Origin of the sequence: Anoxybacteroides voinovskiense (genome assembly GCF_014196205.1) — a bacterium.
Lineage (GTDB): Bacteria > Bacillota > Bacilli > Bacillales > Anoxybacillaceae > Anoxybacteroides > Anoxybacteroides voinovskiense.
Window position 1 is genome coordinate 120,454 of record NZ_JACIDE010000008.1, and the last position, 21,314, is coordinate 141,767.

Here is a 21,314-nt window from a genome sequence, read left to right on the forward strand (position 1 = left end):
TTTTTACAAAATTTTCTCAAGCTACATTTTTCTCTCTATGAAAAAAGTAAAAGATTTGCAATCGTCATTTGTTCCACCTTAAAATTCTTGTACCGATTCCTCCACCACCACTGCCCATTCGATGGCTTGTTGATAACTTGACAAAGCGTCATTTTCTAATAAACCGATATTGTGACAAGCACGACTTGCTAACGCCCATTCCCCCTTCTCCATATACTGCACAAGTTGATACACCCCATAATAACGACCTTCTTTTCCATTCAGTGCTTCTTGGATGTCTTGATGAATATTAAGTTCTTCTAAAATTTTCGACAACGGTTGATTTAAAAGAACATCTAACAAAGAACATGCCCCCATTAAAAAGAAACTAGCTTTTTCACGTTCATATCCTAGTTTGCTAGCAAGCAGTTCACATGCCTTCCCCCGAATAAACGAAAGGTTAACGACTTCTTTGTACTGTTGGTTTTCCAACGCTTTAGAACGAAGATGATAAATTTCCTGCAGCGCCAATACAGAAACTAATTTTTTTAACTCATTCAACCCTAAAAGTACAATTGCATGGCGGATTGACTTAATTTTCGGTTGCGATGGAAACACAATGGAATTAGCGAATTTTAACAAGCGATACGTTAGTGAAAGATCTCGTTCGACTATTTCAGAAATTTTCTCTATATTCGGTTCTTCCTCGTTAAGCTTCTCTAATAACGAAAGATAAGAAATACGGAAAGTAGCTGGTATTGTTTTGTTCTCGTAAATAATTGGTTTACTAAAGAAAAATCCTTGGAAGTATGTAAACCCCATCTCTGCTGCTTGGCGAAATTGTTGGGGTGTTTCGACTTTTTCCGCCAAAAGTTTTATGTCGAAAAATTTAGAAATTTCTATAAATGATTGCACCTTATCTATTGACGTTCGGAGAAAATCCACCTTGATAACATCAACATATGGAAGTATCGGTAAATACGAGCGATCAAACACAAAATCATCTAACGCGATTGTATACCCTCTTTCTTTCAGCTCTTTGCACATATCAACAATCCAACTTGAAACAGGAATGGTCTCTAATATTTCCACAATCACCGAAGATGGCGGAAACTGCAAAGGAACTTTCTCCTTTAATAAATTTTCCGTGAAATTGACAAAACACGGCTTATTGTTTGCAAGTTTATTAATTCCAATATTCATAAAGCTATTGATTAACACATCTACCGTCGCTTGGTCACCATCGATGCTATCATAAAAATTATTTTGTCCACTTCGATAAAACAGCTCATACCCTATGACATTTTGGTAAATGCCAAACACAGGCTGCCTTGCAACATATACATCCACGATGTCCATTCCTTTCTAATGTATTATGTAATATGTAGTATTTGAGGTGATACTTACCGCTAATTGTTTATTTGCGATATAATGGTCATAAAAATAAAAAATGGAATATTCATAACATTATACTAAACAAAAAGTTGCATAAAGTCGATATGTTTATCTCCTAATAATTAAAAATTTTCAAACCAAAGCAGCTGTGGATTTCTATTATTCCCTGCTCACATGTAAAAATAGATGTTCTTGAATTGATTATTTTTACAGAAAAGTGAAAATAGACGACCACCTCATGATAAGTAGTCATAAGTAGTCGTCTTACTAACTCACATCGCAAACAAATGTTACTTCCCTTTGTTCTTATCTTTGTCTTTATCCTTCTCTTTATCTTTTTCTTTCTCTTTATCTTTCTCTTTATCTTTCTCTTTATCTTTCTCTTTATCTTTCTCTTTGTCTTTCTCTTTGTCTTTCTCTTTATCTTTCTCTTTGTCTTTCTCTTTATCTTTCTCTTTGTCTTTCTCTTTATCTTTCTCTTTATCTTTCTCTTTATCTTTCTCTTTGTCTTTCTCTTTGTCTGAACTATCATTTTGCCCTTCTCCAGGCGGTAAGTTGTTTACCGGATCGTCGATGACATCCGGCTGATCCGAAGGAGGCACTGTTTCCTCAACAGGATTAGCCGGCGGAACATCAGGGGTTGTCGCCACAAACTCTTGATTCAGCGCTGCCTTTCCATCAAAAGATGTCCATACAATAAACTTCTTCACTCCGACATCCGGATTTTTTAATCCTGCGCCATCTTCTCCACCTTGAAAAACAATCTGGACGCGTTCATTGTTTCCTACGGAAACAGGAGAAAAAATAATGACATATGTTAAGCCGTTTCCTTTTGTTGCAAACGTTGTCGGAACACCGTTCACCGTAATTTTCCCTGGAGCAATTTGCTGGTTTGGCAAAACTCCGCTCGGCGCATAAACATAAATCCAATCTCCTTTACGCAAAAAGCCTTTGTCACTTGTCGTAAATTCGAACGTATATGCTACGTTCGTTTCCCCAGCTATGTTAGACGAGCTGGATACTAGGGCGCTTTGGACGGTCTTTCCGTCAAATGTGGCAACCGCTGTGCCGCGAGTGTCCATATCTGTCCATATTAAAAATTTCTTTTCTCCCATACTAGGGTTGCGCAAGCCTGCTTCTGGCAAAAAGGTGATTTCTATTTTCTCGCTATTTCCGATGTTCACAGGAGTAGGTATTTTCAGCACGGTATAATTGGAAACCGTCAAATCTTGAGCAACTGTCACACCATTCACGAGTACTTTTCCTGCCGGAATCGCGTCTGGAAACACTCCTGGCGGTGCATAAAGACTAATCATATCTCCTGCAGAAAGAGCACCGTATGCACTTGTTGCAAAACTAAATGTGTAGCCAACATTATTTTCCCCAGCCTCTTTCGACACGGAAACAACCGATGCCTCCTGCACTGGAACTCCTGTAAATGTATAGTACACCGTTTCTTTTTCGTTCATTTGCGTCCATAGAAGAAAACGTTTCATACCAAAACCCGGATTCCGAAGATGAGCCCCATCTTCCCCACCTAAAAACACAACTTCTACTTGCTGATTTCCCTCGATGTTCACAGGACTTGGGATACGTACCGTTAACCCTCTACTGACTGTACTATCTTTTTTCGTTGGTACACCATTTACCATAATTTTTCCTGCTGGAATTATCTCCTGCGTAAATACGCCTTTTGGTGCATATATATAAATAAATTGCTCTTCTGCTAATTTTCCGTATTCGCTCGTTTTAAAGCTCCATTTATATTCAACATTTATCTCTCCAGCTTGTTCAGAAGAAACCCCCATTGCCAAACTGTTAATCGGCTGGCCAACAAAGCTGTAATTTGCTGTTGTTTTTGCTAGATTGCTGCTGATAAATGTAAACGTTTTAGCACCATACGTCGGATTCGTTAATCCTGCTCCATCGCTGCCACCAGTGAATACGACTTCTACATCTCTACCGGAAGTTAGCGCTACTGGAACAGTCACCTCGATGTAGCTCACACCGTTTCCTTTGCTTTCTACCGTCGTGGCCACACCGTCCACTGTAATTTTTCCAGCCGGAATCGCATTTGTTGGAACTATTCCTACTGGAAAGTAAAACTTCACTTTACTTCCCTTCTTCAATGTTGTCCCTTCTGGAAGTTTCAATATAAACTTATATTCTACATTAGGTTCGCCTGCAACATTCGAACTAGGAATTACTTCGAATTTGTCAAGCGGCTTTAGCTCTGCTGCATTTAGCGCCGTTACTTTCCAACTAGAGAAAAGTGCAAAAATCAACGCAATGTACAACAAATAATAAAATTTCCTTCCGTTCCTCATCGCCATCTCCCCTATATATCGTAAACTGATTAGCAGAAAGCAAAAATGTATGCGCTTAATAATTTCATCATACCTAATTATAAAATTTTCCGTCAATACATGTATTTCAATTTATAAGCGAGTAGCTTCATATACTCTTCGACCACAATTTTTCGCATCCATCGGTCTTTCCACCATTGGGTTACCATAAAGGAACTATACGTCGATGAACTGTGATACCACTTAATCGGTGCTCTCTCTTTCTTCGTTATTCGATAAAGAATAGAAAGCGATCTTTTCATATGGTATGGCGAAGTAACAATAATCCCGGTTTTCCAGCCGTGCTCTTTCATAAAATTCACCGCGTTTTTCGCATTATCGTAAGTACTTTCCGCTCGATCGTCAACATAAACGTTTTGTTCCGGTATCCCCATTGTGACTAGTTGTTCTTTCATCCGAACCGCCCACGGAACCGATGTCAAAGCATGCCCCATTCCTCCACTTAACATAATTCGTTTTGCATACCCTTTTTCATATAAGTCTACAGCATATTTCACCCGCTCTACTCCTTCTCCACCACCGAAAACAATAATGACATCTGCATCGTTCAGATCATCCTCTACCACCAATCCTTGTCCTACAGCTGTCAAAAAACTAGGAGAAATGATAATCAGCGCCCCATTGGCTAATAGCAATAAAATCCATAGCCATATAAACCATTTAACCATTTTCTTCCTTTTCATTTCCACTCACCTAATCACGTCTTTTTCGACCAGACCAAATCATCATAAACAAAATAACCGTTACAATAAACAGCAGGCTTTGCAAAAAAATACGCAACACGTCCATATGAAACAAACTAGTAGTTACTTGTTTCGCTTGCGTCATTAATGAAGGCTGTTTTTGGTTAGACGCAACGATACTTTCTCCGATTCGTTCTTTTCGGTCGGTATACATCAGCACATTGATTGGGAACGTGCGTTTAGTGGTTATTTTCATCTTTCTTAACAAGGAAATAATTTCCTCTCTCCAACTTTCGCTATCTACTAGTTCATAAGACTGCTCCATCAATAAAGGATTTGTGGCATGAATCGCCAAGAAAAATTTGCTACTTTGAAACGGGGATTTCACCATTTGCATAATCACCGCGTTTTTGTTCGTTAACGTATCCATTAAATGAAACTGATTTTGCCCTCGAAGCTCCCACTTGCTGCGAATTGAGTTCGGAGCGATAGGAAAGGTTTTCTCTATAGCCCTCATTCGCTCGTTATTCGCAAATGATACATCATAAAAAATATGATTTTTCCCTTTCAAGTCGTCGTCTGTTACTTCATTTTCTCTCACTAAAGATAGTCCTGTATCATCATGTGTAATAAATTTAGCAAGTTTTACAATCATATTTGCCACTTGTTCATAATGAAACGAACGGGCTTCTACCGGTAATACAAATTGCAGATTGTTCCAAGCAAAATTTTTCACGAGCGGATATGGAAAATGGTTAAAATTTGTTTCCGCACGTTTTTCTATAGAAAGTTCAAAATGAGTGTTTGGCAAAATTTTTGCCCATCCGTCTTTTCGCGCTATTCCATCGCAAGTTTCTTTCCCTTCTTTAAACGAAAATGTGAGATCGACCGTAATACTTTCTTTCGTCCATTCGGTCGAAGGAATTTTAAGGGAAACGCTTGATTTTTCTCCCCCTCCTTTCGCTAATAACACCGTTTCTACAGGTATTCCGTTAATCGAAGCAGTCAATGTCGAACGTTTTTCATCAAAGGTATCATTATAGCTATAATAAATAACAACTCGCGAACCTTCTTCCAACACCATCCCCGGTTGCAGGCGCAACCGAAACGATAATGTGGTCTGCTCTTGTACGTTTTTTGCATATAAACCATCCGGATAACCGATCTCGCTAATAGGAACCGACGTTTTTACTATTTGGTCTTGTGGGGAAGTGTTTTTTAAAAGCTGTGTATCCATAAATGTTTCATTTCCTTTCAATGCATTTAAAAAAGCATTCCGATTCAGTTGCTTATTAGCATTTACTACCCCGTCATATCCTCCTGCAGCCAACATATAAAAATATTGTTGTGGGCGAATGAACGAACGTGTCACTACTAGCGAAGCTTCTCCTTGCTGCAAGTCTTTTTTAACATGTGAAAACTGCTTAATTGTTTCTTCTTGAAAATGGGGAAGTAATCCGACAAATAATACAGCTTCTCCATATGGCTTTTCCCAAAACTCGTTTTCTTGAACAATGTGTAAATCTCCTGGCGATAACGATAGTTTTTTCGCGAGAAAGCTAATCGTTTGAATGAGAAAGGTGTCGTCCTCTTTCGTATGCTTGTCTGGATACACGAGTACAATCGGCGATGCGTGCGGTTGCCGTAAACTCCACGGAAAATTCGTCAGCGTTGGCTCTACATTCGCACGATCTTCATATGTAATCTCAATGCGAGAAGACGGTTGAATAACGATCCATTCATTTTCTCCTTTTTTCTCACATACATTTCGCTTTTTCCCCGTTCCCGCAACAAACTGGAGGGAATGAATCCTTTTCCCGGTTTCTAAATGGCGTAATGGAATGACAGCTTTCCTCTCTAAATTCCCTCCCGTATCTGCTGGAGAAGCTGGTATTGTATAAACCGGTATGTCATCGACAAGTACCGTCACGCCAGTCAATGAATGGTTTAACGAAGACACTTCATAATCAACGATTAATGTTGGAACACTTTTCATAGTGGAATGAGAAAAAAATTCTATAGTTGTATAAAACTCTTTTTTCGTAGAATCATTTGGATCTAGTACAACCGGTTTGTATAAAAAATGATGTGAGAGTACTGAATCATGAACAGCCGCCCGAGCGTTCACACAAAACATAAACAAAGCGAGCAAGAATGCTGTCGATAATACCCATACTCTAAACGTGCCATTCACTCTTCTCCTCTCCTTTCTGTAAAAATATTGCCCGTAATCAAAACAATCCCTAAGAAAAGAAAAAATATACGATTATCAACAAGGTTCCCAGCTTTCAATGTGTTGATAAAACTATAAAGGACACATGCTAATAGCGTATGATCAACATATGCTACGTTTCCACGATGAAAAAAATAGTAGGACATGACTTGAATTAAAAGGAGTGTAAATAAAATAACCCCTGGTATCCCTAGTTCAGCGCCAATCTCTAAAAAAATGTTATGAGGATAAAGCCGCTCATCTATTCCCTCCACCTCAATTCCATACGCTCCGATGCCAACTCCTGTAAGCGGATGCGTACGAATCAAATTCATCGCTTGCTCCACATGATACGTACGATAGCGCGCATTGTCATCGCCTTGTGCATCTTCTATTGCACTTAATCTCGTAATTAACAATTCAAAACTGCTCGGAATAGCAACATATAAAGCAGTAAGCAAAACAAAAAACAAAAGAACGAAACCAACGTATAATTTCATTTTCTTTTGCAATTTAAGCTTGCTAACTGCCACTACTACAATTACCGTCAACGGTAAAAAGAAAATAGGCGCCCTAGCCGCAGAATGCACCATTCCAACAACGTTGATAACAATCGCTATCCAAACTAGCCAATGTTTCGTCTTTGGATAAAAATAAAATAGGAAAATAAGAACTGACAAACTACTAATAAATCCTAATGATAAGTAGTTGCTTCCAAAAACAGTTCTTGCCCCTGTCACTACCGATACAACGGACATAATTGTTCCAAGCGAAACAATCGCTAACAAAACGTTCGCATATTTTTTTTGACTATCGACTAATATGAGCGGTAAAAAAAACGCTCCTCCTGTTAACAACAGCACTTTGACCGCCTTTTCAATAGCAGGGCCATTTGAATCTGTATATATTAAAGATAACATCATCCAAAATAAAAATAGCAACATAGTAAAGATTGAAACAGAACGGAAACGAGGCAGTACATCTTCTCTTTCTCGGTACATTTTAAAAAATGCCGCTAAAAGAGCAAGCCCAAATAAAACAACCGTTAAATCCGGTCCAGGAATAACTGATTTATAAAATCCAGAAAACACATAAAGCGGCAGAAGCATTTCTGGATAATTTCTAAACATCACGTATCCAACAGCAAGAAAAAACGGGATAAGTATACCTGCGGCATGAATAAAAGTAAATAGCCCCGCAACAATCCCGAATAACGTAAACAACAGCCACGTCACCAGTTCACGGCGTGCAATTATCCATTGTTTCAATCTTCCATCCTCCTATGTTGTTTCCCACGCTTTATTAGAGCAACCGGCTTTTCTTTCTTTTTCTTATATTTTACATTTAGACGAAAATCAATATCGAAATATAATCCGTATGTCTTTACTTTATCAAGATGACGAACTTGATACATTACTTCTTTTATCACTTCTTTCAGCGTGTGCCCTTTTTCCATAATGAGCATAAATACATCGGTATATGGAAGGAATAATAGCGCATCGCTCACTTCCATCATCGAAATCGAAGGAGCAATGATGACCGTGTTAAACTCCTTTTTTAATTCGTTTAGCATTTGTTTAATAAATTGCTGGTTGCATAAAAACTCTCTCTCTAATACATTTACCGATAACCCTAAAAAATACAAATTTTTCTTCGTAGTGCAATAGAAAAAAGGACGTATTTCCTCGACCGGAAAGTCGCAGTCGTACCGATGACCGATATCCCCTTCAATCGATTTCATGTTATGGTTCAAAAAATGTGGAAGCATGACAGGCTCGCTTTCTTGCTGAAGCAAGGCGGCGATGTTGCTACCGTTAAAAATGACACAAAGTGTTTTATCTCCTGCTTCTGCAAAAGTTTCTCCCATATCAAAGGCAATACGTTGCGTCGCAATCCCACATTGCGGCGATGCAATCATATATGTAGCACCGTGCCCTTCTGTAGCGATAAGTTGGGCGCGAATTTTCCGCAGCGCATCTTTATAACGGTCGTGCCTATCGCCTTCCACTAATTTTTTTATCATCCTTTTCGAAAACTCTTTTCGAATCAGTGCCGTCGATGGAATCGGTCCAAACACCATTCCTTTGAATTCCCTTCTCGCGGCATATAACGACCGAAGCGTTGGATCAACGAAATCAAGAAATATCGCTAACCCTATGGCAGCAAACGCAGTAGCAACCCCAGCAACGATAATGTTAAATAACGGTTTCGGCTTTACAGGGGCAATTTGTTCCTCCAACGATACATCATCGAGTATTTCGACATTTTCCACCCGAATAATATTGCCGATTTCATTTTGAAATACTTCTAGTAATTTGTTAAGAATTAGTTTGACACGCTGCGGGTCAGTGCCTGTAACAGAAACTTTTACCACTTGCGAATCTTTTAACGGGGTGACTGTAATACTATCAAGTAACGTTTTCGGTGAAATGGACAAATTCAGTTCGTCCACTACAAATTTAGCGATTCGTTTTGACTTTATAATCTCTCCATACGTATTGGCTAACTTCTGCGTTGTTAATACATCGTTATACTCAATCACTCCCTCCCCCGATTGCTTATTAATGAGTATTTTCGCATCCACCATATAGATAGAGGGAAGAAAGAAAAAAGACACAATTCCTGAAACAGACATTGCTAACAATGTAGTCAGCACAATTTTCTTTCTATGGTCGTTAATGATTCTTAAAACAGTATAAATATCCATGCTTCTCACCTTCCTTCCAATAAGTGTTTTGCATAAATGACCCACATCCGCTTCGTAGCAATCGATAAAAGACAATAAATAGACATAAACAATACGCTTAGCAAAAGCAGACGTACAAAAGGAACGATTGTTACTTGCCATTGAACGATTTGGCAAACAAGAGCAGCCGCAAGCGAGCAATAAAAAATGTACCCCATCTCCCGCCACGGTATATTCATATTAATCCAACACCATTTTTTTCTTAGCTTGTTGTGCAATAATATAGTCATGATCGTTAAAGAAAGGGATGTGCCGAGCGCAATTCCTGCTATTCCGAACGGAAACATTAACAACAAAGAAAAAACGATGTTGAACAAAACGGCGTACATCCCATTCTTCACCGGTGTTTTCGTATCTTGGAGCGCATGAAAAATTTTAATATATACTTCCCTCACGCCATACACAATCAGCCCAAGCGCTAAACATCGAACGACACTAGCGGTCATGAACACGTCTTCCTTACTAAATCGGCCTCTCCCAAAAAACACTTCCACTAATAGTTCACTTTCGCTAAAAATAAATACCACTAACGGAACCATGACACTTTGCAACAAAATCATATACTTCTTCATCAAGTCCCATACTTTTGCTTCCTGCCTTGCTTGCACCCATTGGACAACGCTCGGATAAACAACTGTAATCACCGCCGAAGCAATGACAGCTCCTCCAAACAGTGTTAAACGTCCGCCATATGCAAGTGCGGAAATGCTCCCTTCACCTAAAAAACTAGCAATAATGCGGTCGCATATAGGGGCTAGCTGTGTTACACTTGCACCAAACGAAATCGGTAAAAGTAAATAAAAAAATTTTTTTACATATTCATTGGAATGTGAAAATTTTTCTGTTACAAATCCATATCCGCTCCGCTTCATTTCTATCGTTAAAAGTAGCGCATAAAAAAGCAAGCCTCCTAAAATCGTAAGAGCAATGATATGAATAGAAACTGTATCTTTCTGTAAAAAAAGAAGAACGAAAAAGAGCAACAGTGTACCAATGTTCATAAAAATTCCTTTAAGCGAGGTGACAAAAAACTTCTTCTCGCTATGCAAATACCCAGATACAACCGCAATGTAAACGTGAAGAACGATGCCCCAAAAACTAATTTTCGTATTTTCAATCGCCAGTTGGCGACCTTCCTCTGAAAACCCCGGCGCAAAAAAAGAAACAAACATTGGTGCTGATAGGTTGCCTAATATGCTAACGAAAAACGCATAAAAAACTAATTGGATAAACAAATGATTGCTGAAAGATAACGCTTCTCTTTTTCCGTGGCGATTCTTTACTTCTTCGTAAATAGTAATATATAACGTCGTCATACTAACCGAGATCGTTCCGAAAATAGTAAATGGGAGCGACTGAGCAATTTGGAATGCATCGTTCTCCATCCCTGCCCCTAAAAACAACGCAAGAAACATATCCCGAAGAAAACCAAGCCCTTTGCTTACTAGCCCAACGAACACAATCAATACCGTACTAATCGCTACTCTATTCATTACAGGCGCTGATTGCTTCATCGTCTTTCTCTGTTTATAGAAACGTTCCGTGATGCCATTTTCCTTCTCGCTACTGTTTGCCACAATCACCACCTCTTTCTTTTCTCTCTCGACACGTCCGCACGGCATGCCTCCAAAAAGCGATTTGCTATTTTGTCGATGCGGTAATGTTCTATATAACGCGTACTACGTTGTTTGATTCTCCCTTTTTCTTGTTCCTCTAGCTGCAAAAGTGTTCTTAATCCATGCGCCATTTGTTCGGCATCTTCAGGCGGAACTGTAATTCCTGCCGCAGCCTCTTGGACAATATCGTTATAAACCTCGCCAGCAAACAGCACCGGCTTTCCAACTAATAAATAGTCGAACAATTTATTCAAGCTAATGCCATATTGATAAATCGGAGACTTTCTCATCGACACGATGAGAACATCTGCTTCTGATAATACAGCGGCAATAGATGCTTTCGGGACTGGGTCAAAAAAATAGCAGTGGTGTATATCGCTAGCTAATCGAACTAACTTCTCTTTCTCCGGTCCATTCCCAATAAAAACGTAAGCTACTTCCTCTTCGCTCAGCAACCGCGCGCTCTCCACCACCACTTCGAGTGCATTGGCATGACCGTGCGCTCCTGCGTACATCGCGATGTTTTTATGCTTTTTTCGAATTTCCTTTAGCTTTTGGCAGAGAGGATTATTGGCCTGCGAAAGCGCCTGTGTGCCGGCAACGCCGTTAGGAATATAAACCGTTTTTTCTCGAGTGCCTCCTTTTGAAACAATGTAGTCCACCGCTCCAGGCAACAATGTAATAATCCGGTCTGCTCTTTTATACACAAATGCCTCAATAAAGAAAAACAGCCTCGCTAATAAGCTTTTTTCTGTAATTGCTCCCATATCAATCAACGTTCTTGGCCATAAATCGCGAACCTCAACAACAAACGTCGCTTTTTTCCATCTGCTTAACACATATGCTGCAAGACAAGCAAAAAGATGTACGGAAGAGCCAACAATGGCATCAGGTTTTTCCTTTCTCATCCCCCCAACTACAATTGCAACGAAACAATACGTAATCATATTAATCATTCGCCCAATGCTATTTCCGTTATAAGGGAACGTCCATATCCAATCAAATAAAACACCGTTCACCTCTTCGGAAAAAAACTTCTTGTTACTCCGAAAACGGAACGTGTAATGAACAAAACTGCTTGCGATAATGCGAACACGGTGCCCTTTTTTCACTAACTCATGTGCAATGTCATAATGCCGTGTTCCTCCCGCTTCATTTGGCTTTAATGCATAGTGGTTCAATATCCATATATTCATCCTCACTTCCGCTCCTTTTCGGACGAAAGAGTGCTATATAAATGAAGCAACTTCTTTGCTTCTTGGTTCCAGTTATATTTTTCCCTTACGATAGTTCTCCCGTTCTCTCCCATCTTTTTCGCCTCTTCTTCATGCTCGATGATAAATTGAATAGCGTTTGCAATGCTTTGGACATCTAACGGATCGACGCAAATCCCACACTGATGCTGCTGAACAATTTGTTTCCATAAAGGGAAATCCGAACAAATAACAGGAATGCCCGCGGCCATATATTCGAACATTTTCACTGGCAGCGAATCAACGTAATTGGCAATCGGGTGGAGCAAAACAAGCCCACCACGCGACCGCTGCAACGTCCGTTTGACCCCTTCCCGATCTAAAAAACCTAGCTCTTCTACGCACTTCCAACCATCCGCATGAATGGCGTTCTCCCGATCACGCCAATAGAAAAAACGTCCTGCAAGCAATAACTTAACACCATGAATGATACTCATGGCATCTAGCATATGAAAAATTCCTCTAGCAGTCGTCAACCCGCCAATATAACAAACCGCCCTCTCTTTCTGTTCCCATCCATCCTCAGCAAACGATAATTCTCGTAAAATAGGATAGTTGCTTACTACGACGGTCTGGCAACCAAGCCGAAGAAATCGCTCCGCGATAACAGAGGTAGCGGCGACAATTGCTGATAGCCGTTTTGCCACCCTATTTTCGATCCATTCATACATAAAGGAAACTACTCTTCGTAAAGGGGAAGGAATCCATTCTTTATACAGCAGTTGGCGTGGAACATCTTCGTGAACGTCGTAAATAACATGCTTCCCTTTTCTTTTGAGTAACAATCCAACAAGCAGCAGTTCGGGGTCGTGAAAATGATAGACTTGTGCATCAATTTCTATCGCTTTTTTGTAAAGCTGATAGACGGTTTTAACCATGCGCAGCAACCTGTTCGTCACGGCTTTCTTGCCGGTTGAATGCAGTACAACACCGTGTGCTCTCTCTTTGTCAACATATGGGGAAACAAGATGAACGTCATGTCCTGCCTCTGCTAACGTGCAACACTCTTTTAAAAAAATTCTCGGATCATCCCATGGATGAACAGACGTTAGATGACAAACTTTCATATAACCCACCTTTATTTACACAAATAATGAAGTATCTTTTTCGTTTCGATCGTCTTTTTTGCGATAGGCAGCTGGCTGGTAAGAAGGCACTAGCTCTCCTAAAATGTCAACCACGTCATCAGGGCGTTTTTCTACATACTCCCCTAACTTTTCTAATAGCGAGAATAATTGAATAACGCTCATCGACTCCGATGGAGAAATAAAGATTCGGTCGTTTTTCGTCACTGCTGCTTTTTCTTTCTCCGTCAATAATTCTTCAAAAAGTTTCTCTCCTTCCCGTATGCCGGTATAAACGATTGGAATATCGACGTCTGGTTCCAACCCAAATAAACGAATAAGGTCTTTTGCCAAATCCACAATTTTCACAGGCTCTCCCATATCGAGCAAAAATACTTCTCCTCCTTTCGCCAATGCTCCTGCTTGCAACACGAGTTGAACCGCTTCTGGGATGGTCATAAAATACCGCATCATCTCCGGGTGAGTGACCGTCACTGGACCTCCTCGTTTAATTTGTTGTTTAAATGTAGGAAGGACGCTTCCACGGCTGCCAAGCACATTGCCAAATCTCACCGCACAAAAACAAGTAGCGCTCGAGCCATTCATCGCTTGCACAATCATTTCGGCAATTCGCTTCGTTGCTCCCATAATGCTTGTTGGATTAACTGCTTTATCCGTCGAAATCATCACAAACTTTTCTGCTTGAAACCAATCTGCCAGCTCTGCTAAATGCTTCGTACCAAACACGTTATTCGTAATCGCCTCGATCGGATGCTGTTCCATTAATGGGACATGCTTATGCGCTGCTGCATGAAAAATAATGTGCGGGCGAAAAGTTGCAAAAATGTCTGTAAGTCTTTTTTTGTCGCGAATATCGGCAATAATCGGAACGACATGCAAGTGAGGAAACGACGTTTTCAATTGTTGTTCTATTTCATAAATGCTGTTTTCTCCATGACCGAGCAAAAGAAGTTGGTGCGGTTCAAAACGGGAAATTTGACGACATAACTCAGCCCCAATGGAACCACCTGCCCCTGTGACAAGCACTACTTTTCCGCGAATATAATGGACGATTTCTTTTAAATCAAGATCTACCGGCTCACGCTTTAACAAATCTTCCATTTCGATATTGCGGAGCACGTCCATAGACACATTCCCGCTAATCCAGTCACGGACGCAAGGTAAAATTTTTATTGTGCATGGGGTTTGCCTACATATATGGACGATTTCCTTTATTTCTTTCCCGCTTGCGCTAGGAATAGCAACAATAATCGTTTCAATTTTCATTTTTTTTACGATATAAGGAATGGAAAAGCGGTCGCCAACCACTTTTAACCCGTTAATGACGAGATGTTGCTTACGCGGATCGTCATCCACAATCGCCACAGGCCAGTAACAGCTTAATTTGCTATTTTTTAGTTCTTTAATAATTAATTTTCCACCTTCTCCTGCTCCGACGATTAGCGTTCTTTTCCGTTGCTCGGCACTCCGCTGCTGGAAAAAGTAAAATTCATATATACAACGAGGAACAAGTCGCATCAGTCCAACAGAACAAATCGTGATAAACCAACTCATCACATATATAGAACGTGGAATAAGGAAGTCGAATAATAGTCCGTTCAGCAAAAGAAAGCTAATGCTTCCAAGCGTAACCGCTTGAACAACAGAATAAAGCTCTTCTGTGCCCGCATAACGCCACACGCGATGGTAAAGTTTCAACCGATGAAAAAACAAGACATGACAAACAATAAAAAGCAAAGCTAACCAAGGAAAAGGCCGTAAAAATTTTTCTGGTATAGAAAATTCAAACCGCAAAAGGTACGCGCTTACTAAACTTCCGAATAACAAAACCGTATCTGCAACGAAAAACAACATTATTTTTCTATTAAGCACCTTCATCTCTCCGTTTCTCCTTTAACAACTCCTTACTTGTAATTTCTGTAAAAAGGCAGTGATTACTTTGTTTTGTTCTTCTGCTGTCATAGCCGACCCAGACGGCAAACATAATCCGTTCGCAAAAAGATTCTCAGACACACTTACGTCCTCTTCATGTGGATAGTACATAGCCCCTCGAAACAACGGCTGAAGATGAAGCGGCTTCCAAACACATCTCGCCTCGATTTTTTGTTCAGCTAATGCTCGAATAATAGCAAGCGGATTAACACCGACCTTCTCTTCCTCAATTGTGAGAACCGTCAGCCATCGGTTGGATCGTGAATCGGGAAGTTCCGGCATAAACGAAACACCGTCTATATGCTGCAACGCTTGAACGTAGCGAGCAAAAATCGCACGTCTTGCTGCCACTCGTTCATCAAGCACTTCTAATTGTGCCCTCCCGATTCCTGCTAAAATATTGCTCATCCGATAGTTGTATCCAACCGTATGATGTTGATAATACAAGGCTGGATCGCGAGCTTGCGTCGATAAAAAGCGAGCCTTTTCAATGGCTGCTTCATCATTGGAAATAAGGGCACCACCTCCGGAAGTAGTGATGATTTTATTTCCATTAAAGGAGTAAACGCCAAACATGCCAAAAGAACCGCTTTTTTTTCCTTTATATTCTGAGCCGAGTGATTCCGCAGCATCTTCGATGACAGGAACATCATACTGTTGGCAAATGGAGAGCAATTCATCCATTTTTGCGCTCTGTCCATACAAATTGACGATAATCACCGCTTTCGGAAGACGTCCTTTTCGAGCTGCTTCGCGCAATGCCCTTTCAAGCGCAAGCGGGGACATATTCCACGACTCTGGCTCTGAATCAATGAAAACAGGGGTCGCTCCTTGATATAAAATAGGGTTGGCGCTAGCGACAAACGTTAACGTAGAACAAAATACGACATCGCCTCTCCCGACATTTAACAGCCGTAAAGCAAGGTGGATCGCTGCTGTCCCAGAACTAACAGCCAATGCTTTTTTTACCCCGGCATAGTTTTCCAATGCACATTCAAATGCTTCAACGTTCGGTCCAAGCGGAGCAACCCAATTAGTGGAAAATGCTAAGTTAATATATTTTTGCTCCTGCCCCGTCATATGCGGGGGAGATAAATAAATGTTATATGTACTCATCTCTCTTCTCCTGCACTACGTCTGAAATTTTATCGGTTTCGCGGGTACGCCGACAGCCGTGCAGTATGCCGGAATATTTCTGACTACAACCGCTCCCGCACCGATGACCGAGTATTCTCCTACCGAAAGCCCTTGAATAATGGTTGCATTAGTCCCGAAATCAACACACCGACCTAAATGGACATTTCCTGCAATCGCAGCACGGGGAAGGATAGTCGCAAAATCATCGATAGTCGCATCATGCCCAATCGTGCAGTGCGAATGAATCGTGACAAAACTGCCGATTTTAATGTTGCAAGTAAGCACACTTCCTGCACCGATGACATTTCCAACGCCCATCTTCGTTGTATTCGAGAGAATGACGCTCGGATGAATAATGTTCGGATATTGTATATGCAAACAGCGCGCTAGCCGCTGAACTACCGCTTCCCTCACTCGTGATGAACCAATGCCGATGACGACGCTTATTTCTTCATCTAAAGACGCTAGCCATTGTCCTGTACCAATGACAGGATATCCATTGATATACGTTCCGACGTTATCGCTATTGTCATCGACAAACCCTTTTATGTACCATGTCGGTTGCTTTTCATTAATTTGTTCAATGAAAAAAGCTATTTCTCTAGCAAACCCGCCAGCTCCATAAATAACAATCTCTTTCATTCTCTTCCGCCCTCACTTTGGCTAACTGAGCAACCATTAAACTTTTCGACCGTTGCGCATCCTGCTTGCTGAATCCCTTCGCGCTTGAAAACTTTAAAGATGGTTAGCGCAAGAATTTTCATATCTAATAAAAACGATTGGTGATCCACGTACCACACGTCCAATCGGAACTTCTCTTCCCATGATATCGCATTTCTTCCGTTAATTTGTGCCCATCCAGTAATTCCTGGCTTTACTTCGTGACGGCGTGCTTGTTCGGGAGTATAAAATGCCAAATATTCGCACAACAAAGGGCGAGGACCAACGAGGCTTAAATCACCTTTTAGAACATTCCAAAGCTGCGGCAATTCGTCTAGACTCGTATTGCGCAAAAACATGCCAAACGGCGTGAGCCGCTTTTCATCCGGGAGCAATTCCCCGCATTCATCCCTCTCGTTTGTCATCGTTCGAAATTTATACAACCAAAACGGCTCTCCCCCTTTGCCAATTCTTCTCTGCTTAAAAATAACGGGGGAACCTAGTCGGAAACGAATAAGAAGGGATAAAACAATAAATAAAGGAAACAGGACGACTAACCCAATAAAGGAAGCAATAACATCCAACACTCGTTTCATACCTATCACCAAAACCAATTTCATTTTATGACAAAATTTTATAACAAAAACCAATTATTCGACAATATTTTTAAAAATCCTGCTTATTTCGAGTTAGTTATATGTCGAAAAAAATTTTTCTTTTCACTTGCTACAAATTCCATCTCCTAATTGCATTTATTAAGAAAAGCGCAAAGCGCCCGCCTATCGGCGAAGATCGCACAAGCCCCACCGAGGAGGCTCTCGCCGCCGCAGTGTGGGGCGGAGCGACTCGAGCCGATGGCGCTTGGAGCTAGACAACGCTCCACCTAATCGTAAAATTTTATACTTTCCTATCTTATGAAGAAGACAGAAAGTCCTAGCCTCTCTGTCTTCTCCGTTCATGGGATATAGAAGTTTTGCGTGTAGTACGGCTGACCGGAGTTGCTGAAGGCCACCCCTACGCCTAGCCGTTGAAAATCAGGGTACAGGACGTTTTGCCGATGTCCGAGGGAATTTAGCCATGCTTCGTGCACAAAAATGGCATTAAACTGTCCGTAAGCAATATTTTCGCCAGCAACGCGGTAGGAAATGCCGTCTCGCGTCATGCGGTCAAACGGCGAAAGCCCTTGCAAGTTTGTATGGTCAAAATAGCCGTTTTGTGCCATATCTTCGCTATGCGCTCGCGCCGTGCCAGCAATTTTTCCGTCCCATGCGAGAAGCGATAAATGGTTGCGCCAACGAATCGCATTGACTAAGTCAAAAATTTGATATTCATAAGCGGTGCGCAACGTTGTACTTGGCGTGCCATAAAAACCTGCCTTCGTTTCTTCTAACTCCCGTCGGACGACTTGCACAGCCGTTAAGCGGTTATTGTTGTATTTGTCATAAAAAAACGTCACATAATTGCCATCGAGCAAATACGTATCGTATTCGTCATCTTGAATCATATAGCGCGTATTTCCTTTTTCAATATACGAAAGAGGAGTGCCATATTTTGCTTCTACTTCTTGTTTTGCTGCCCCAAGCGTCAATCCTGTTTTCGTTCGCACGATCGGCTGGTTTGTATATATTGCCGCAACGCGGTCGTTTTCGTAGCTGACCATAAGAAAATCACGGTAGCTTCCTTTATCGTATGCCTCCCAGTACAATCCGTAATCGTTCACCGTTTTCCGCTTCGCTTTTCCGTAAATCGCTTCCACTTTCGTCCGCGAATCGCCAATAGCCACACCGTTCATCGAAACAGCTGCATTCGTTTGCTTTGCTTGCTGGATACAGGCGAGGATCGTTAATTTCGTTTTCGACGGCGTTTCGTATTTCACGTTCGCGTCTCGCTTGACGTAATAGCCGCCGCCAAGCCCTAGATATGACGATTGGAATGTATAAATTCGATAAAAGCTGCCTGGAGATAACGTTCGAACAACAACGGGAGTATTTCCATTGAATGTTAGTAAACTTGTTTTCTTTATGATGGTTAAACGTCCAATTTGTCCCGGTTTTAATTCTGCGCCATCCCAAAAAACTTTTTCATTCCCAGTATACGAAGCGCAATTTTCTGAAGCCAACGCTTGCGAAAAAGACAACGGAGCGAACAAACTGCTAAGCACTACGAATACTACAGCAAAAACTCGCACCAGTCCCATAAAGTTCGCCTCCTTCGAAGTGGACTTACTTCTATCATACTAGGAAAATCCACATTTTATAAGAGACGAATGGAGGAGAGGCAATAAGAAAAATATGGTTTGTCTATGAATAAGTTTTGTTCGTCAGCATGAGCAGTTACTTTTATAGAAAAACAGAGAGCCATTCCACTCTCTGTTTCGATAAAATGCGGCGGGTACCTTATAATAAATTAAATTTTTTCATCCAAAAATGGACGGATAGCAACCGCCATAAATGGTATTTGCCGAACGGCTTCACCGGATCGTTTAGCCAGTTTTTTAGTTGTGCTTTGTCAATCCATAAATCAAGCGGTGAATCGTCGGATAAAAGAATGGATTTAATTTCTGCAAATTTTTCTCTATACCAAATGTCCTCCGGCGTCACAAATCCTTTCTTATCGACTCGCAGGCGAACTTTATCGTTCATTATCCCCTTCATCGCTTGCCGCAAAAACGGTTTCGTATATCCATCATAAATTTTGTATCCTCCCGGTATGGACAACATTAGCTCCACTAACCGGTAATCAAGATATGGTGTTCGTGCCTCAATAGAAAACGCCATCGAATTTCGGTCTTCGTATCGTAACAACGACTGCAAGGAGCCAAAAATTTCTGTATATAAGTACTCTTGAAAATTGGTTGGAATTTCCGTTCTGTTGATATGCTGATATTCTTTTTTCAGTAGTTCCTTGACATCGCTCCCGCGGCGAATTTTTATCCCTAACGCATGATAGATAATTTTTAACCATACTTTTCCTGGCGGCTCTGTAGCGGAAATCAGTCCTGTTTCTTGTAATTTTTTTAACTCTTCAGCCGCCGTTTGGAACTCGCCGGCTCGAATTAAATTTGCCATATATACCGAGATATATGGATGGTAGCCTGCCATCGTTTCATCGGCCCCTTGTCCATCTAACAGCACCGTGATATTGTTTTGCCGAGCGAGCCTCATCACATTCCATTGGGCGTATATCGACGTGGATTTAAACGGCTCGTCTTGATGCCAAATTAAATCTTCAATTTCATTAAATAAATCATTCATATCTGGATATACTCGATAGCTATCTGCTTCTGCCTGCTCGACAATGGTTTCCGCAAACTCCCATTCATCATATTTTTTATTGGCAAAACACGACGTAAAAGTTTTAATATTATTTCGAACACCGTCTTGCTTAAACAGTTCGTGCATCACTAATACGATTGAAGAAGAGTCCATCCCGCCACTCAAGCAAGAGCCAACCGGCACATCGCTTCTAAGCCGCAAACGAACCGAATCAAACAACAGCTCTTTAAATTGACGCTGATACTCGGTCAAGTTGCCGTCTCGTTTCATCGATTGATTCAACGGAGGTTGATAATATCTCCAAATTTTTAAACTACCTACCCCTTCATCTAAATTTATGCGCATTGCTTCACTCGGAAGAAGCTGATTTACTCCCTCAAAAAATGTTTCTTTTTCGATATTCACTTCCCCGAACAGGAGAAACTTAGCGACTTTATCCCGATTGGCTTTTTTATTAACAAAGTCCTCTACAAGCAACTGCTTAATTTCGGAGGCAAAGGCAATCGTTCCGTCTTTAACGGCATAATAGAACGGTTTTACACCGAACCGGTCTCTGGACGCAAACAGCGTTTTAGCCATCGTATCGACGATGATAAACGCCCACATGCCGTTAAATTTGTGCAAACACGCTTCTCCCCATTCATCGTACGCTGCCATCATGACTTCCGTATCCGTCGTCGATACAAACCGATGCCCTAAAGCTTCTAACTCTTTTCGGATTTCGATGTAGTTATAAATCTCCCCGTTAAATACAATCCAATATCTCCCGTTTTTATAACTCATCGGCTGCGAGCCGTTATTGGAAAGGTCGACAATCGCTAACCGTCGATGCCCTAGCCACAACTTGTCATCGAACAACGATTGATGTCCTTCTCCGTCCGGTCCTCTATGCTCAATAATATCCGTCATTTTCTTTATCGTTGCAAACGGAATAGGTCTATTCGAAAATACAGCTGCTATGCCGCACATAATATC

General features: G+C 41.0%; 15 protein-coding genes. All 15 read right to left on the reverse strand.

What is annotated here, in order from left to right; all coding sequences use genetic code 11:
* Window positions 1-78: 78 nt before the first annotated feature.
* The 15 genes from GGR02_RS07570 to asnB all read right to left on the reverse strand — a co-directional run bounded on the left by GGR02_RS07570 (window position 79) and on the right by asnB (window position 21,308).
* Window positions 79-1,329, reverse strand: a complete 1,251-nt coding sequence (locus GGR02_RS07570) for an EAL and HDOD domain-containing protein (RefSeq protein WP_183184123.1) — start codon at window positions 1,327-1,329, stop codon at window positions 79-81.
* 335 nt (window positions 1,330-1,664) lie between these two features.
* Window positions 1,665-3,701: a hypothetical protein gene (locus GGR02_RS07575; RefSeq protein WP_183184124.1), complete on the reverse strand. Its 2,037-nt coding sequence runs from the start codon at window positions 3,699-3,701 to the stop codon at window positions 1,665-1,667.
* A 92-nt stretch (window positions 3,702-3,793) separates the two neighbouring features.
* A complete protein-coding gene (locus GGR02_RS07580) occupies window positions 3,794-4,423 on the reverse strand; it encodes a YdcF family protein (RefSeq protein WP_188619057.1) in 630 nt (209 codons plus the stop codon).
* Between the two features lie 10 nt (window positions 4,424-4,433).
* Window positions 4,434-6,617, reverse strand: coding sequence for a cellulose biosynthesis cyclic di-GMP-binding regulatory protein BcsB (locus GGR02_RS07585; RefSeq protein WP_183184126.1), 2,184 nt, complete (start codon window positions 6,615-6,617; stop codon window positions 4,434-4,436).
* On the reverse strand, window positions 6,614-7,903 hold the full coding sequence (locus GGR02_RS07590; RefSeq protein WP_183184127.1) for an O-antigen ligase family protein: 1,290 nt from the start codon (window positions 7,901-7,903) through the stop codon (window positions 6,614-6,616). The genes GGR02_RS07585 and GGR02_RS07590 overlap by 4 nt, the downstream gene beginning before the upstream one ends.
* A complete protein-coding gene (locus GGR02_RS07595; protein WP_183184128.1) occupies window positions 7,900-9,342 on the reverse strand; it encodes a Wzz/FepE/Etk N-terminal domain-containing protein in 1,443 nt (480 codons plus the stop codon). The genes GGR02_RS07590 and GGR02_RS07595 overlap by 4 nt, the downstream gene beginning before the upstream one ends.
* Before the next feature lie 5 nt (window positions 9,343-9,347).
* Window positions 9,348-10,958, reverse strand: coding sequence for a murein biosynthesis integral membrane protein MurJ (gene murJ / locus GGR02_RS07600; protein ID WP_183184129.1), 1,611 nt, complete (start codon window positions 10,956-10,958; stop codon window positions 9,348-9,350).
* A gap of 2 nt (window positions 10,959-10,960) precedes the next feature.
* Complete coding sequence (locus GGR02_RS07605) at window positions 10,961-12,193, reverse strand: glycosyltransferase family 4 protein (protein ID WP_183184130.1); 1,233 nt, start codon at window positions 12,191-12,193, stop codon at window positions 10,961-10,963.
* Window positions 12,194-12,195: 2 nt separating this feature from the next.
* Entirely contained in the window at window positions 12,196-13,317 is a 1,122-nt protein-coding gene (locus GGR02_RS07610) for a glycosyltransferase family 4 protein (RefSeq protein WP_183184131.1), read from the reverse strand.
* A 15-nt stretch (window positions 13,318-13,332) separates the two neighbouring features.
* Window positions 13,333-15,213 carry a polysaccharide biosynthesis protein gene (locus GGR02_RS07615; protein ID WP_229706116.1) on the reverse strand — a complete coding sequence of 627 codons (1,881 nt, stop codon included), beginning with the start codon at window positions 15,211-15,213 and terminating at the stop codon, window positions 13,333-13,335.
* A 15-nt stretch (window positions 15,214-15,228) separates the two neighbouring features.
* Entirely contained in the window at window positions 15,229-16,383 is a 1,155-nt protein-coding gene (locus tag GGR02_RS07620) for a DegT/DnrJ/EryC1/StrS family aminotransferase (RefSeq protein WP_183184132.1), read from the reverse strand.
* A gap of 15 nt (window positions 16,384-16,398) precedes the next feature.
* Entirely contained in the window at window positions 16,399-17,046 is a 648-nt protein-coding gene (locus tag GGR02_RS07625) for an acetyltransferase (RefSeq protein ID WP_183184133.1), read from the reverse strand.
* A complete protein-coding gene (locus GGR02_RS07630) occupies window positions 17,043-17,660 on the reverse strand; it encodes a sugar transferase (protein ID WP_306415773.1) in 618 nt (205 codons plus the stop codon). Before GGR02_RS07630 ends, GGR02_RS07625 begins: the two co-directional genes overlap by 4 nt.
* Window positions 17,661-18,019: 359 nt before the next feature.
* Window positions 18,020-19,261, reverse strand: a complete 1,242-nt coding sequence (locus tag GGR02_RS07635) for a CAP domain-containing protein (RefSeq protein WP_183184135.1) — start codon at window positions 19,259-19,261, stop codon at window positions 18,020-18,022.
* Window positions 19,262-19,460: 199 nt separating this feature from the next.
* Complete coding sequence (gene asnB / locus GGR02_RS07640) at window positions 19,461-21,308, reverse strand: asparagine synthase (glutamine-hydrolyzing) (protein WP_183184136.1); 1,848 nt, start codon at window positions 21,306-21,308, stop codon at window positions 19,461-19,463.
* Window positions 21,309-21,314: the final 6 nt, after the last annotated feature.

Excerpts from the sequence above, each read along its gene's own strand:
- GGR02_RS07575 (WP_183184124.1), bottom strand. The coding sequence starts at position 3,701 with ATGAGGAACGGAAGGAAATTTTATTATTTGTTGTACATTGCGTTGATT.
- GGR02_RS07580 (WP_188619057.1), bottom strand. The coding sequence starts at position 4,423 with ATGAAAAGGAAGAAAATGGTTAAATGGTTTATATGGCTATGGATTTTA.
- GGR02_RS07595 (WP_183184128.1), bottom strand. The coding sequence starts at position 9,342 with ATGGATATTTATACTGTTTTAAGAATCATTAACGACCATAGAAAGAAA.
- GGR02_RS07605 (WP_183184130.1), bottom strand. The coding sequence starts at position 12,193 with ATGAATATATGGATATTGAACCACTATGCATTAAAGCCAAATGAAGCG.
- GGR02_RS07610 (WP_183184131.1), bottom strand. The coding sequence starts at position 13,317 with ATGAAAGTTTGTCATCTAACGTCTGTTCATCCATGGGATGATCCGAGA.
- GGR02_RS07615 (WP_229706116.1), bottom strand. The coding sequence starts at position 15,213 with ATGAAGGTGCTTAATAGAAAAATAATGTTGTTTTTCGTTGCAGATACG.
- GGR02_RS07620 (WP_183184132.1), bottom strand. The coding sequence starts at position 16,383 with ATGAGTACATATAACATTTATTTATCTCCCCCGCATATGACGGGGCAG.
- GGR02_RS07625 (WP_183184133.1), bottom strand. The coding sequence starts at position 17,046 with ATGAAAGAGATTGTTATTTATGGAGCTGGCGGGTTTGCTAGAGAAATA.
- GGR02_RS07630 (WP_306415773.1), bottom strand. The coding sequence starts at position 17,660 with ATGAAACGAGTGTTGGATGTTATTGCTTCCTTTATTGGGTTAGTCGTC.
- GGR02_RS07635 (WP_183184135.1), bottom strand. The coding sequence starts at position 19,261 with ATGGGACTGGTGCGAGTTTTTGCTGTAGTATTCGTAGTGCTTAGCAGT.
- asnB (WP_183184136.1), bottom strand. The coding sequence starts at position 21,308 with ATGTGCGGCATAGCAGCTGTATTTTCGAATAGACCTATTCCGTTTGCA.